This is a genomic window from Faecalicatena sp., assembly GCF_058819085.1.
The window spans coordinates 1-14,261 of record NZ_JBZUUL010000014.1 but is presented as its reverse complement, the minus strand read 5'-3'; the positions used below and the strand labels follow the sequence as shown (position 1 = coordinate 14,261).

The following is a 14,261-nucleotide window of genomic DNA, read 5'->3' as shown; positions in this document are numbered from 1 at the left end:
ATTTTCCTGTCCGGTCAGCCGGAGCATGTTCGCATCATTGAGGTGTAAGTTCCGGACGGGTGTGTTATAATAAAACAACGGGAGAACTCTCCGAGGAGTTTGAGTAACACACGGGTAACTGACAAAATCCTTGAAAAGCCTTATTTTTCAAGGGTCGGAATTATGCAAACGTTAATCAATTGCATATTATTTATGTATGGAAAACCCACAAATGTCAAGTTTGTGGGTTTTTTGCTGTATGCCTGGCGGTGCATATTTCTAGAGGGAGTCTAGTGAAAGAATTGAAAGCATATGTATAATGTGATAAAATCCGCTTATGGAACAATCGTGTTACAGGCTGGTTTGACCAGAAAATGCTAATAAAAGGGCGGGGATGAAGAGATGCTTCGAATAGGGATTGCCGGAATCGGTTACATAGCAGAGGAGTATATAAAACTCTATAAAGCACAAAGAATGAAAGGCTGCGGGATCTGTGCCATGTACAGCAGAAATCAGCAGCATCTGTTAGAAGTGCAGTCAAAATACCAGCTTGACAGGGCGGTATTATTCGATGATTACGATGAAATGCTAAGGAGCGGATCTATAGACGCGGTTCTTATCTGTACGCCTCACCGCCTGCATATCGATATGGCTGAGGCGGCGCTGGAGCAAGGGATTCATACCCTGATCGAGAAGCCCGTAGGAATTTTTGCGGATGATGCAGGGCGGCTGTTGCAGACGCTGTATTCACATCCGGGATTGAAAGCAGGGGTACTTTACTGTCGAAGAACAAGTAAGGCATACCAGGAATTGTATCGTATCATGTGTAATGGAGAGTTAGGGGAGATCAAACGTGTCCACTGGCAGATCACCAATCTCTATCGGACACAGGCGTATCATAGTTCTCAGGCCTGGAAGGGCACATGGACCGGGGAAGGAGGAGGACTTCTGCTGACCCAGGCATCCCACCAATTAGATCTTCTTATCTGGCTGATGGGAATGCCCAAACAGATACAGGCGTTTTGCGGATATGGCGTGGAGCGTGAGATAGAGGTTGAAAATGAGGTGCTGCTCCAGATGTGGTATCCTGGAGACACTACAGTGCAGTTTATCGCTTCCTCCAGGGAATTCCCGGGGACAAACCGATTGGAGATCAGTGGAAGTAAGGGGCAGGTCATTTTAGAAGTTGATCGATATATGACATATCGGAAGCTTGAGATGGATGAACGGAAATATTCCGGTACGACAAAAGAAATATACGGAAGCATCCCATACACTGAGGAGAAGATCGTATTTGATGATGCTGATAATTCGGTGCAGCAGGCGGCAGTGGTGAATAACTTTATTCAGGCTGTGGACGGCTGCGGTGAGATTTTGTGTCCTCTGGAGGAAGCAGCAAAATCGGTGGAACTGATCAATGCAGCGTACTTGTCCTCCTGGCAGAAAAAGGTTGTCAGTTTCCCGCTGGATACGAAACAATACAGAGAAGAATGGGAGAGGCATTGCCGTGAAGAATAAAATTATAATAGTTGGTGCCGGGATCATAGACGTATTAGTATCTCCTGCTGAGGAAGAGGTATTTCAGACTGGTTCTTATCCTGCCGAGACGATCCGTATGTCTGCAGGCGGTGATGCATTGAACGAAGCTACAGTCCTGGCGGCGCTGGGTGTCCCTGTACAATTGGAAACTCTATTAGGCAGTGACATGGCGGGAGATACCGTAATGCGTCATTGTATCGATGCGGGGATCGATGTGGAACGTATACATACACAAAAAGGATTGGATACTGGCGTTAACGTAGTGCTTGTGAAAAAAGATGGCGAACGCGTCTTTCTGACAAATCCCGGAGGAAGCCTCAGGCGTCTGAGATTAGAGGATGTTTCCCTCCCATTTCCGGAAGATGCGGGGATCCTGTGTTTTGCGAGCATCTTTGTCTTTCCTGGGTTTGGAAGTGATGAGATGGCGGCGCTGTTTCGCCAGGCAAAGAAACAGGGGATGCTGGTCTGTGCAGATATGACGAAGTGCAAGCATGGGGAGACAGTAGAAGATATCCGCCCGGCGCTGGAATATGTAGACTATCTGTTCCCCAATCAGGAAGAGGCAGTGATGGTGACAAAAACGTCATCAATAGAACAGGCGGCAGAAAGTTTCCTTTTGGCAGGTGTGAAAAATGTGATCATAAAATGCGGTGGAAATGGCTGCTATGTGAAAAACAAAGAGCAGGAAATGTGGATAAGTGCTGAAAAAGATGTCATCTGTGTGGATACAACCGGAGCGGGAGATAGTTTTGCTGCCGGCTTTTTGTATGGCTTGTCTAAAGGGCTGTCCTTGGGGGAGTGTGCCGTATTTGCTAATAAATGCGGGGCGAGAGCAGTAGGAGTTGTGGGCGCAGCGGAGTGGATCAAGGGAAAAGAGATTGGAAATCCCTTGATTTGATAACTCTAAATATATAGGCAGAATAAACAAAAGCGGGGGATTTCCTGTTTGATCATATTGACGAAATTTAATATTTCCGGTTTAAAAATCCTTACGGTGAAAACTGAAAAATGGTAAGATATATCTATCTGAAAAAAAGGGAGGAGACCAGGATGGACCGGAGAAAAAAATATTACACGCTTCAGTCCTTGGATGACTCTAAGGAGAAGGCATATGTGCCAGCGGAAGATCAGGTGAATATAAGGAGAACGCTGAATCGGGAGGAAGCGTTGGAATTGATCCGCAATATTGCGGATATAGATGTATTGTGGATTCAAAATGAAAAACTGCGCGAGAAGGAATACAAAAAATGCATTTCAAAGTTCAGCCCGAAGGACTGGGTACGAGTACTGAAAACCTTATATAAAAGGGCGAAAAACAGAGGCAGTATTACCAGTATGGATAAAAAATATCAACAGCTGCTTGAACATGCACTGTATGGAGAATTGGCTTATGCCCAGGGGATACCTGTAAATAAAGTTGAAAAGTTTATAAGAGAGGAATCGAAACAGAGTATTATTCAATAGATTCTGAAGACAGGCTGTGTCTACTGCGGAAAAGGTACGAAAATGTACGTTCCTGTGGTAGTACAGCTTTTTATGATATAGGAAATTCCTCTGGAATTACCTATATCATCAAAACCTCCGGGGATGCGCACGCCGCGATAAGGTATATAGCCGCTTTTGCGGCATCGCGGCAGCGCCAAAGTGTGCAAGCCCCTCACGGGTGAAAGGATGGGGAGTTGAAGTGGGCTTGCCCACTTTGTTTGAATAAGTAAAAGAAAAGCCCCTGCAGTGATTGACAAAAGTATTATTTGTATTATAATGAGTAATACAAAGAAAATTACAGGAGGTGGCAGATATGCTGATTCAATTAGATATGGCCAGTGACATTCCAATCTATGTGCAGCTTCGCAACCAGATTGTAATGGGAATCGGCAGAGGAGAATTGAAGATGGGGGAGAAGCTGCCCACGGTGAGGCAGCTCGCCCAGGATGCGGGCGTGAACACAATGACGGTGAACAAGGCCTATCAGGTTCTCAAAGCAGAAGGATTTATTGAGATTGACCGGCGCCATGGAGCGACGGTGCGTCCGGTAGAAGATATCAGCGGTCTGTTCAGGGAGAAGTTAGAAAGTGAATTGGAGCTGCTGGGCGCAGAGGCGAAGCTGAAAGGCGTAGACGAGGAAGAATTTCTGACCATGTGTGAGAAGATTTTTTCAGGATTGAATCCCGAATATGCTTCTGCGCATTAACTTTAAACAAGGTGGCAGATGAAAGTCAGCAGGAGGTGCGGCAGATGCTTTTTATGTTATTTTTTATAGGACTGGACTTATTCATGGTAGGGGTCGCATATGCGGTTTACGGCGGCAGGATAAAATACAAAGACGGGATGCTTCTGGGAGTACATATTCCATCCTATGCGGTAGAAGAGCCGGAAGTAAAAGCTGTATTGGAGATGCACAGAAGGAATACAAAGCGGTTTTACATCTGGAATTTCATTCTTTCTGTCGGTGTCTGTTTTTTATATCGGTGGCATTTTTCTATTTTTATGATATTGTGGTGTCTGTGGATGGCAGAATTTTTTGGCGGAGCGATGCTTGTTTTATTCTATTCCCATCGGAAGCTATACGATATCAAAGTGAAGAAGGGCTGGTATGGGGCATCAGGCAGCAGGATTATAGTCGTTGATACGAAGGTCAGCGCATTAGGCAGTAAGCTTCCTTTTCCGGTCTGGTGGCATCTTCCGGCAGCTATAGCCGGGATAGGACTATGTGCGGTGCCGCCTGTGTGGGAATTTCTGCAGAACGAAGGGCAGCTGTGGATATTTATCCTGATTTTTGTTTCTATGGAGGCTGTGTTTGTGATACTTCATATGTGTACGAACCGGACCGGGAATAAGGTTTACAGCAGTGATACAAATATAAATAAACAAGTCAACCGGCTGGAGAAAAGAATCTACTCTGGCATCTGGCTGATCAGTGGATACTGCAATTGGATTTCCTTTGTCGCCTTGGTATATCTCTGTGTGAAAGAGCAATGGATCGGCGGCCTGGGGCTTGCGGTGTATATCGGCATTCAGACATTGACAGGTTTGGCCGTACTGTTGGGGATCTTTTATCTGGGTTATAAGAAGAAGGAAATTCTGAGTCAGGATTCAGAGCCTTTATATGTGGATAACGATGTCTACTGGAAGAATGGCTGGTACAGCAACCCCAATGACAAACGGATCTGGGTCCAGGACCAGGTAAGCTGTGATATGAACTACACAACCAATATGGCCAGTACAGGCGGAAAGATATTTACTTTCGGCCTCCTGGGAGTTGTGGCAGTTACGTTGATTGTTATATGTGTTAAGTTTTTGGAGTTCGATTTTACGCCTGTATATTTAAAAGTGGATCGGGATCATATTGAAGTTTCGGCACCAAGCTATGGGGTAGAGATCGACCCCGATGAGATCAAAAGTGTGGAAGTGATAGATTCGCTCCCGGATGATTCTGTCACCAAGACAAACGGCTTGGCAGATGGGAAACAGATGCTTGGTAAGTTCCGCGGTAAGGAGATGGGACCCTTTCGGGCATATATTTATAAGGGGTATTCTCCAATCCTGAAAATTGAACTTCCGGACACAACGATCTACATCAACAGCAAGGATTCCGGGGATGTTAAGAAATGGTACAGAGAATTGGATACCCTCTTGCAGAAATAAAGCCTTCATGCTATACTCCTTCTAAAAACATTTTAGGAGGAGCATTTTTTATTATGGATTCAGACCCTGACGGGAACACGATTTTGTTTCAATTGTTACTCTTATTATTTTTCACTTTGATGAACGCATTTTTTGCCGGGGCCGAGATGGCGGTAGTGTCTGTGAACAAGAACAGAATCCGCAGCATGGCGGAGGAAGGCAATAAAAAGGCGGTCGTGATTCAGAGCCTCTTTGAGGATTCCACGAAGTTTCTTTCCACGATCCAGATAGCGATTACATTTGCAGGGTTTTATTCAAGTGCATCTGCGGCAGCGGGGATAGCTCCGGCACTCGCAGGATGGCTTGAGAGCCTTCGTGTGCCATATAGTATGGCAATAGCGAGAAATGGTGTGACCCTGCTGTTGATGTTCTTCAATCTTGTATTTGGAGAATTGGTACCGAAAAGGATTGCACTCCAGAAGGCGGAAGAGTTCTGTATGCTTACCGTAATGCCGATCCACTATATTTCCAAATTACTTTCGCCGTTTATCAGGCTGCTTTCTGTCTCAACGAAGGGTGTACTAAAGCTTTTCGGATTGAAAACGGAGGATCAGGAAGAAGCTGTGACCGAGGAGGAGATCAAGGCTCTTCTGAAGATGGGAAATGAGAACGGTACGTTTGAGGATGAAGAGCGTGAGATGATCAATTCCGTCTTTTCTTTTGATGACAGAAGCGCGAGAGAAGTGATGGTTCCAAGGCGGGAAGTTTATGTACTCGATGTAGAGGAGCCGTTTTCAACGCTTGTGGACGAGATCTTGGAGTCGAGACATTCCAGGATTCCTGTCTATGAAGGAAATATTGATAACATCATCGGTATTCTGCATGTGAAAGACGTGATGATCGAGGCGAGAAAAAACGGGTGGGATCATCTGGATATCCGAAAACTTATGAGAAAACCGTTTTTCGTACCCGATACAAAGGATGCGGACGAATTGTTCCGGGAACTGCAGAAGCTTCGCAGACATATGGCCGTCCTGATAGATGAGTATGGCGGATTCTCCGGGATTGTCACCGTGGAAGACCTGGTGGAAGAGATCATGGGCGAGATCAGCGAGGAATATGAAGAAGTGATCGAGGATATTGTGCCTCTGGGAGAGAATGAATACCTTCTTGACGGCGGCGCACTGGTGGATGATATCAACGAAGAAATGGGATTGAAGCTTCAGACGGAGAATTATGACACTCTGTCCGGTTATCTGATCGAGCAGCTGGGGTATATTCCTGAGAAGGGAAGCCATCAAAAGATAGAGGCAGATGGGGTTTTGTTTACCATAGAAGAGGTGAAGGGCAACCGGATCAATAAGGTGAGAGCCTCTAAATGCGCGCCGGAAAACGAAAAAACTTTGCTTAGTTATTGAACTTACACCGGTTCGCAGTTATAATAAAGCTGTATTTAAGAAAAATTCATGGAAGATAAAGGAGAGCCATCTTATGGAAATGTTATCAATCGAACAGGAATTAAAGGGCAACTCTTATCCTGGAAGAGGAATCATTATCGGGAAGAGTGCAGACGGCAGAAAAGCTGTGACTGCTTATTTTATCATGGGCCGCAGTGAGAACAGCCGTAACCGGATTTTTGTGGAGGATGGAGAAGGAATCAGAACACAGGCATTCGACGAGTCGAAACTGACAGATCCAAGCCTGATCATCTATGCGCCTGTACGTGTATTGGGTAATAAGACAATCGTGACAAACGGAGATCAGACCGATACGATTTATGAGGGCATGGATAAGCAGATGACATTTGAACAGAGCTTGCGCTCAAGAGAATTTGAGCCGGATGGTCCTAACTATACACCGAGAATCTCAGGTATCATGCATCTTGAAAATAGCAGATACAATTATGCGATGTCTATTTTGAAGAGCAACAACGGAAATCCTGAGAGCTGCAACCGCTATACATTTGCATATGAGAACCCGGCAGCGGGGGAAGGACATTTCATCCATACATATATGTGCGATGGAAATCCGCTGCCAAGCTTTGAGGGAGAGCCGAAGCTGATCGCCATACCGGATGAGATAGAAGATTTTACAGAATTGTTATGGAACAGCCTGAATGAAGACAACAAGGTTTCCCTGTTTGTGCGCTACATTGATATTGAGTCAGGCAAATATGAGACAAAGATTGTAAATAAGAATCAATAAGGAGCGAAGGACAAATGAATGAATTAGAATTAAAATATGGCTGTAACCCGAATCAGAAGCCATCCAGGATCTATATGGAGGATGGCAGTGAGCTGCCAATCAAGGTATTATGCGGACGTCCGGGGTATATCAATTTTCTGGATGCGTTCAACGGCTGGCAGTTAGTAAGTGAATTAAAGAAGGCGACCGGACTTCCGGCTGCAACCTCTTTCAAGCATGTATCTCCTGCAGGGGCAGCAGTGGGCCTTCCTCTGGACGAGACCCTGGCGAAGATCTACTGGGTGGATGACTTAGGAGAGCTTTCGCCGCTTGCCTGTGCATATGCAAGAGCAAGAGGCGCTGACAGAATGTCTTCCTTTGGAGACTTTATTTCTCTGTCAGACGTCTGCGATGTAGATACTGCGCGGCTGATCAAAAGAGAGGTATCTGATGGTGTGATCGCTCCGGGATACGAGCCTGAGGCACTTGAGATATTAAAACAGAAGAAAAATGGCAATTATAATGTAATACAGATCGATCCGGACTACGTTCCGGCTCCGTTAGAGCGCAAGGAAGTATTTGGAATCACCTTTGAGCAGGGAAGAAATGAACTTAAGATCGATGATGAATTCTTTGCAAATGTAGTGACAGAGAATAAGGAGATCCCGGATTCTGCCAAGGTAGACCTGACGATCGCGATGATCACGTTAAAGTATACACAGTCTAACTCTGTATGCTATGTAAAAGACGGACAGGCTATCGGTATCGGTGCAGGGCAGCAGTCCCGTATCCATTGTACAAGACTTGCAGGACAGAAGGCCGATAACTGGTGGCTGCGTCAGTGCCCGAAGGTTCTTGAACTGCCGTTCAAGGATGATATCAGACGTGCGGACAGGGATAATGCTATTGACCTTTACATCGGAGAGGAATACATGGATGTCCTGGCCGACGGTGTCTGGGAGAATACATTTAAGACAAAACCGGAAGTCTTCACAAGAGAAGAGAAACGCGCATGGCTTGACAAGCTCACAGATGTGGCGCTTGGCTCTGACGCCTTCTTCCCATTTGGAGACAATATTGAGCGCGCCCATAAGAGCGGCGTAAAATACGTGGCACAGCCTGGCGGATCTGTCAGAGATGACAATGTCATTGAGGCATGCAACAAGTATCAGATGGCTATGGCATTTACCGGACTGCGCTTGTTCCATCACTAAGACAGACTGGAAAGAGGATGCGATATGGTACAGGAAACAAGAAGCCCCGGACAGACCTTTGAGATCGGTGTCAGACTTGGCAGGAAGGCAAAGCCGGGGCAGGTCTACACTCTGACGGGTGATCTGGGAGTGGGGAAGACTGTATTTACACAGGGATTTGCAAAAGGGCTTGGGATAGAAGAGCCGGTGAGCAGCCCGACTTTTACGATCGTACAGGTATATGAAGAGGGGCGTCTGCCGTTCTATCATTTTGATGTCTACCGCATCGGTGATGTGGAGGAGATGGACGAGATCGGCTATGAGGATTATGTCATGGGCGAGGGCGTGTGTCTCATCGAATGGGCGAATCTGATCGAAGAGATCCTGCCTGAGAAACGCACAGAGATCGTGATCGAGAAGGATTTGGAGGAAGGCTTCGAATTCAGAAGAATTACAATAGAAGAGCTGCCATAAGAAAGATCTGCCGGTGTCCAGAGGAATCCCGGCGGAGTTTGGCGGAGTTAAAATGCGGGGGTCAGACAGGTGCTGGCCCCTTTATACGCAGAAGCAGAGAGAGAGGTTGTGAAATATGCGTGTTTTAGCAATCGACAGTTCCGGGCTTACAGCTACAGTTGCTGTAGTAGAAGAAGACCGGACAATCGCAGAGTATACCATTGATTACAAAAAGACCCATTCTCAGACTTTGCTGCCGATGATCGACGAGGTGGCAGGGATGATCGAACTGGATCTTTCTACAATAGATGCAATCGCAGTTGCGGGAGGACCGGGATCATTTACCGGGCTCAGGATAGGGTCTGCAACAGCGAAGGGGTTAGGGTTGGCACTTGGAAAGCCCTTGATACACATTCCGACAGTTGACGGGCTGGCATATCAGGTATATGGCTGTGAGGATATCATCTGCCCGATCATGGATGCCAGACGGAGTCAGGTTTATACCGGACTTTATACTTTTTCGAGAAAAGCAGGTGAAAAGGCAGATTCAAAAGAGGTGGATCCTGTCTTTCAGGTGATGCGGATGCAGATGGCAGTTTCCATTGATGAACTGATCCGGCGTCTGAATGTTTATGGAAGGCCTGTTGTGTTTCTGGGAGATGGTGTACCTGTCTATAAGGAGACCATTGCGAAATATATTCAGGTGCCTTATTCCTTTGCACCATCCTATATGAACCGGCAGAGGGCTGCAGCTGTAGGGGCTTTGGGTATCAAATATCTAAAGGCCGGAAAGTTTGAAAGTGCGATGGAGCATCAGCCCGATTATCTGCGCGTTTCACAGGCTGAACGGGAACGTGCAGAACGGGAAAAGAAGGCTGAAATAGTCTGCCGGACTCTGCGTATAGAGGATGCCGCTGCAGTTGCAGAGCTGGAGAGGCAGATCTTTGCGGATGCCTGGAGTGAGAAAGGGGTATTAGATACGATCAGACTTGGCAACACCATTTGTGTGGCAGCGGAGAAAGCCGGCAGGATCGTAGGCTATCTTCTGGCTTATGATGCCGCAGGCGAGGCTGAGATCGCCCGCATTGCTGTGGACAGGGATGTGAGAAGGCAGGGGGTAGGCAGCCGTCTGATGCTGGAGTTAGAAAATATCTGTGAAGAGAGAAAAATCAGGAAACTGCTTCTGGATGTGAGGGAAAGCAATATGGATGCACGCTCTTTCTACGAGGAAGACGGCTTTACAGAGGATGGGATCAGGCAGAAGTTTTATAGTGATCCCGAGGAGGATGCAGTACTGATGAGCAGGGAGCTGGGAAGATAGTAGGATCTGTTCAGGAGATGGATGGGGATCGTCTTTTTTACAGGGAATCAGCGTCTTTTATGGAAAAAGACCTGTAATGGAGGAAGCACTTCCCACTAGGAACAACCCTGGAAAGCCGATATAATTAAGGCGTAGCAAAAGTGAAATGTACAAAATACAGGAGGAATTTGTATGCGCCAGTATCAGATAAAAGAAACAAAGGAAGTAAGCACAATAGTTTGCAATCAATGCGGGAAAGAAATACCGGTAGTAAACGGGCGGGCAGAAGAAGGAGTGTTCAGTGTGGATTACGCATGGGGCTATTTTTCTGAAAAGGATGGTGAGAAACATTCTTTTGACTTATGTGAGTCCTGTTATGATAAACTGCTGGCTTCGTTTCAAATACCGGCAGAAATAGAGGGATAATATGTTAGATGTATGTTTGTTAGGGAGCGGTGGGATGATGCCGCTGCCTTATCGCTGGCTGACTGCGCTGATGACGAGGTTTAATGGCAGCAGCCTTTTGATAGATTGTGGAGAAGGTACGCAGATAGCGATCAAAGAAAAAGGGTGGAGTTTTAAGCCCATTGACGTGATCTGTTTTACCCATTATCATGGGGATCATATCAGTGGTCTGCCGGGCCTGCTTTTGACGATGGGAAATGCAGACCGCAGGGAACCCCTTACCCTGATCGGGCCGAAAGGACTTGAGCGGGTAGTGAATTCTTTGAGAGTGATCGCACCGGAGCTGCCTTTTCCGATCCGGTGCGTGGAGATTGAGGGAGCCAGGCAGACGTTTGAAATGAATGGATATCGATTGAAGGCGTTCAAGGTGAATCACAATGTTTTGTGTTATGGTTACACCATCGAGATCGACCGCGCAGGGAAATTTGATATCGAGAGAGCGAAAGAGCAGGGGATTTTGCAGCAGTACTGGAGCCGCCTGCAAAAAGGTGATACGATAGAAGCGGAAGGGAGAGTGCTGACTCCCGATATGGTTCTCGGACCCGCAAGAAAAGGGATCAAGCTGACCTACACGACAGACACCAGGCCTGTGGATTCCATCCGGGAAAATGCGGAAGGTTCTGATCTTTTCATCTGTGAGGGGATGTATGGAGAAAAGGACAAAGCCGCAAAAGCTGTGGAATATAAGCATATGACATTTTATGAGGCAGCCCGGCTTGCAAAGGAGGCACAGGTGAAAGAAATGTGGCTGACACATTACAGCCCGTCTCTTACCAGGCCTGAGGAGTATATGGATGAGGTGAGAAAAATTTTTCCAGCAGCAAAACCAGGAAAAGACAGGATGTCTGTTGAACTGTCATTTGAGTAAATAACAGGGCTGCCGGCAAAGACCGGGACAGATGGCCCAATCATTGGAAACAGTGTGAGCAGAGGTGGATTATGAAAGAACTGAGAAGTATAAATATACTGGCGATCGAAAGCTCCTGTGACGAGACAGCTGCAGCGGTCGTGAATAATGGGAGAGAAGTCCGGTCTAATGTGATTTCCTCACAGATAGAACTGCACAAGCTGTATGGCGGCGTGGTGCCGGAAATTGCATCGAGAAAACATATTGAGAAGATCAATCAGGTGATCGAAGAGGCTCTTAAGGAGGCAGAGGTGACTCTGGATGATATCGATGCGATCGGAGTGACCTATGGTCCGGGGCTTGTAGGTGCACTTCTTGTAGGCGTGGCCGAAGCAAAAGCGATCGCATACGCAAGGAAGCTGCCGTTAGTGGGCGTACACCATATTGAAGGGCATATTTCTGCCAATTATATTGAACATCCGGAATTAGAACCCCCATTTTTGTGTCTTGTAGTATCTGGAGGCCACACCCATCTGGTCTGTGTAAAGGATTATGGCAAATATGAGATCCTGGGCAGAACAAGAGATGACGCAGCAGGGGAGGCTTATGACAAAGTTGCCCGTGCGATCGGGCTTGGATATCCGGGAGGCCCGAAGATCGACCGTCTCGCGAAGGAAGGGAATGCAGAGGCTGTCAGATTTCCGAAAGCACATGTCGAGGGGGCTCCTTATGATTTTAGTTTCAGCGGCTTGAAATCTGCAGTACTGAATTATATCAACGGCTGCCAGATGAGAGGAGAGTCTTATAATCCTGCTGATATTGCGGCATCCTTCCAGAAAGCAGTTGTAGATGTATTAGTTGAGAAGTCCATGTCCGCTGTGGAAGAATACGGGATGAATAAATTTGCTATCGCAGGAGGAGTTGCTTCCAACAGTGCACTTCGCGAGGGAATGAAAAAGGCGTGTGAGGAGAAAGGGATTTCATTTTATTACCCATCTCCGATTTATTGTACAGATAATGCTGCGATGATCGGTGCGGCAGCTTATTATGAATATCTGGCAGGTACCAGACATGGCTGGGATCTGAATGCGGTGCCAAATTTGAAACTGGGCGAGCGTTAGGCGGGATCTGTCAGAGTTATGTTAGGAGGAATAGTATGGGAAAAGCATATTGTACAGCAATCGTTTTGGCAGCAGGACAGGGAAAACGTATGGGCACGAAGGTACACAAACAATATTTGGAACTGGATGGAAAGCCGATCCTATACTATTCGCTGAAGGCGTTCGAGGATTCTCCGGTCATAGATGAGATCCTGCTTGTTACAGGAGCAGGGGAGGAAGAGTACTGCCGCAGGGAGATCGTGGAAAAGTATCAGATTACGAAGGTGAGTAAAATCCTTGCGGGTGGTGCAGAACGGTACCATTCTGTTTGGAATGGTTTACAAGAAATGGAAGAAGAAGGGTATGTATTTATTCATGATGGGGCACGTCCGTTTGTTGATGAAGAGATTATATCCAGAGTCTTTAAAGAGGTTCAGAAACATAAGGCATGCGTAGTAGGCATGCCTGTTAAGGATACGATTAAAGTAGTAGACGAAAATGAATTTGTGAAGAAGACTCCTGACCGCAGCAGTCTGTGGCTGGTGCAGACACCACAGGTTTTTGAAAATCATATCGTGAAAGGTGCATATTCTATGTTGATGCGGGAATCCTATATCAATGTAACAGATGACGCGATGGTGGTAGAACAGATGTTGAAGTATCCGATCAGGCTTGTTTATGGGGCATATGAGAATATAAAGATTACGACCCGGGAAGATCTGGAGGTAGCAGAAGTTCTGGTGAAAAGAAAAAAATGATAAAAGTGGAAAAAAGTTGTTGACATATAATTCTAGGATATGCTAAAATAAACATCGTCGCTAAGGCAGATAACACAATTGAAATTATCTGTATATCAGACAGATAAACAGAATGGAGAGGTATCGAAGTGGTCATAACGAGGCGGTCTTGAAAACCGTTTGTCCGCAAGGGCGCGTGGGTTCGAATCCCACCCTCTCCGTTATAGGAACTCAAATGAGAGTTCCTTTTTTCTTCCTTTGGCATCATATAAAAATGTCGGGATATTCTGAAAAGGATGTCTGAAAATTGTGCCGATAAGTATAAAAATGAAGAAAAATAAAAAAATGAAAAAAAGTACTGGACAAATTGTCCTGATTCGTGTATATTAAATACCGGACGTTTTGGAGAAGTACCCAAGCTGGCCGAAGGGGCTCCCCTGGAAAGGGAGTAGGTCGTTAGTAGCGGCGCGAGGGTTCAAATCCCTCCTTCTCCGTTTATCTTACAGATAAAGAAAATGATTTCAATATCTGCAAGATCTTATCAGATCATGTTAAGAAAAATGGAAAAACTTGTAAAAAAGTTTTGAGAAAAGTCTTGACAGACGAAATGATAAATGTTAATATGTTTAAGCTGACTCGCAAGAAGATGGCGAAAACAGTAAAAAAGAAAAATAAAAAAGTTCTTGACAAAGCGTAGCTGATGTGATAACATATAGAAGTTACTGCTCTTGAAAAAAGAATGAGTAAAGAACCTTGATAATTAAACAATAGACAACAAACCCTTGAAAATTTCTTATAGAGAAAATTTTTAAGAACAGCATCATTTATGATGCACCCATC

Annotated in this window: 14 protein-coding genes and 2 tRNA genes; all 16 read left to right on the top strand. The window is 45.9% G+C overall.

The genetic code is table 11. From position 1 onward, the window contains the following. The first annotated feature begins 381 nt into the window (after nucleotides 1-381). The 16 genes from AC4OGX_RS07405 to AC4OGX_RS07330 all read left to right on the top strand — a co-directional run bounded on the left by AC4OGX_RS07405 (nucleotide 382) and on the right by AC4OGX_RS07330 (nucleotide 13,915). Nucleotides 382-1,497: a Gfo/Idh/MocA family protein gene (locus tag AC4OGX_RS07405; protein WP_493329504.1), complete on the top strand. Its 1,116-nt coding sequence runs from the start codon at nucleotides 382-384 to the stop codon at nucleotides 1,495-1,497. Then, nucleotides 1,487-2,416 (top strand): carbohydrate kinase family protein, encoded by a 930-nt coding sequence (locus AC4OGX_RS07400; RefSeq protein WP_493329503.1) that lies wholly within the window; start codon nucleotides 1,487-1,489, stop codon nucleotides 2,414-2,416. The genes AC4OGX_RS07405 and AC4OGX_RS07400 overlap by 11 nt, the downstream gene beginning before the upstream one ends. A 152-nt stretch (nucleotides 2,417-2,568) precedes the next feature. Further along, nucleotides 2,569-2,982: a CarD family transcriptional regulator gene (locus tag AC4OGX_RS07395; RefSeq protein ID WP_493329502.1), complete on the top strand. Its 414-nt coding sequence runs from the start codon at nucleotides 2,569-2,571 to the stop codon at nucleotides 2,980-2,982. 334 nt (nucleotides 2,983-3,316) lie between these two features. Then, nucleotides 3,317-3,709: a GntR family transcriptional regulator gene (locus tag AC4OGX_RS07390; RefSeq protein WP_493329501.1), complete on the top strand. Its 393-nt coding sequence runs from the start codon at nucleotides 3,317-3,319 to the stop codon at nucleotides 3,707-3,709. A 44-nt stretch (nucleotides 3,710-3,753) separates the two neighbouring features. Continuing rightward, complete coding sequence (locus AC4OGX_RS07385) at nucleotides 3,754-5,163, top strand: hypothetical protein (protein WP_493329500.1); 1,410 nt, start codon at nucleotides 3,754-3,756, stop codon at nucleotides 5,161-5,163. Between the two features lie 53 nt (nucleotides 5,164-5,216). Further along, on the top strand, nucleotides 5,217-6,560 hold the full coding sequence (locus tag AC4OGX_RS07380; protein WP_493329499.1) for a hemolysin family protein: 1,344 nt from the start codon (nucleotides 5,217-5,219) through the stop codon (nucleotides 6,558-6,560). 73 nt (nucleotides 6,561-6,633) lie between these two features. Then, the gene (locus AC4OGX_RS07375; RefSeq protein WP_493329498.1) at nucleotides 6,634-7,347 is read left to right on the top strand and encodes an IMP cyclohydrolase; all 714 of its coding nucleotides are present in this window, start codon (nucleotides 6,634-6,636) and stop codon (nucleotides 7,345-7,347) included. A 14-nt stretch (nucleotides 7,348-7,361) separates the two neighbouring features. Next, on the top strand, nucleotides 7,362-8,540 hold the full coding sequence (locus tag AC4OGX_RS07370) for a phosphoribosylaminoimidazolecarboxamide formyltransferase (RefSeq protein WP_493329497.1): 1,179 nt from the start codon (nucleotides 7,362-7,364) through the stop codon (nucleotides 8,538-8,540). Nucleotides 8,541-8,564: 24 nt separating this feature from the next. Continuing rightward, entirely contained in the window at nucleotides 8,565-8,993 is a 429-nt protein-coding gene (tsaE, locus tag AC4OGX_RS07365) for a tRNA (adenosine(37)-N6)-threonylcarbamoyltransferase complex ATPase subunit type 1 TsaE (RefSeq protein WP_493329496.1), read from the top strand. A gap of 115 nt (nucleotides 8,994-9,108) precedes the next feature. After that, on the top strand, nucleotides 9,109-10,293 hold the full coding sequence (gene tsaB / locus AC4OGX_RS07360) for a tRNA (adenosine(37)-N6)-threonylcarbamoyltransferase complex dimerization subunit type 1 TsaB (protein ID WP_493329495.1): 1,185 nt from the start codon (nucleotides 9,109-9,111) through the stop codon (nucleotides 10,291-10,293). Between the two features lie 171 nt (nucleotides 10,294-10,464). Next, nucleotides 10,465-10,698 carry a hypothetical protein gene (locus tag AC4OGX_RS07355; protein ID WP_493329494.1) on the top strand — a complete coding sequence of 78 codons (234 nt, stop codon included), beginning with the start codon at nucleotides 10,465-10,467 and terminating at the stop codon, nucleotides 10,696-10,698. 1 nt (nucleotide 10,699) lies between these two features. After that, nucleotides 10,700-11,605 carry a ribonuclease Z gene (locus AC4OGX_RS07350; RefSeq protein ID WP_493329492.1) on the top strand — a complete coding sequence of 302 codons (906 nt, stop codon included), beginning with the start codon at nucleotides 10,700-10,702 and terminating at the stop codon, nucleotides 11,603-11,605. A 71-nt stretch (nucleotides 11,606-11,676) separates the two neighbouring features. Beyond that, nucleotides 11,677-12,705, top strand: coding sequence for a tRNA (adenosine(37)-N6)-threonylcarbamoyltransferase complex transferase subunit TsaD (gene tsaD / locus AC4OGX_RS07345; RefSeq protein WP_493329491.1), 1,029 nt, complete (start codon nucleotides 11,677-11,679; stop codon nucleotides 12,703-12,705). A 35-nt stretch (nucleotides 12,706-12,740) separates the two neighbouring features. Further along, complete coding sequence (gene ispD / locus AC4OGX_RS07340; protein ID WP_493329490.1) at nucleotides 12,741-13,442, top strand: 2-C-methyl-D-erythritol 4-phosphate cytidylyltransferase; 702 nt, start codon at nucleotides 12,741-12,743, stop codon at nucleotides 13,440-13,442. Nucleotides 13,443-13,556: 114 nt separating this feature from the next. Further along, a tRNA-Ser gene (locus tag AC4OGX_RS07335) sits at nucleotides 13,557-13,642 on the top strand. A gap of 183 nt (nucleotides 13,643-13,825) precedes the next feature. Next, a tRNA-Ser gene (locus AC4OGX_RS07330) sits at nucleotides 13,826-13,915 on the top strand. Nucleotides 13,916-14,261: the final 346 nt, after the last annotated feature.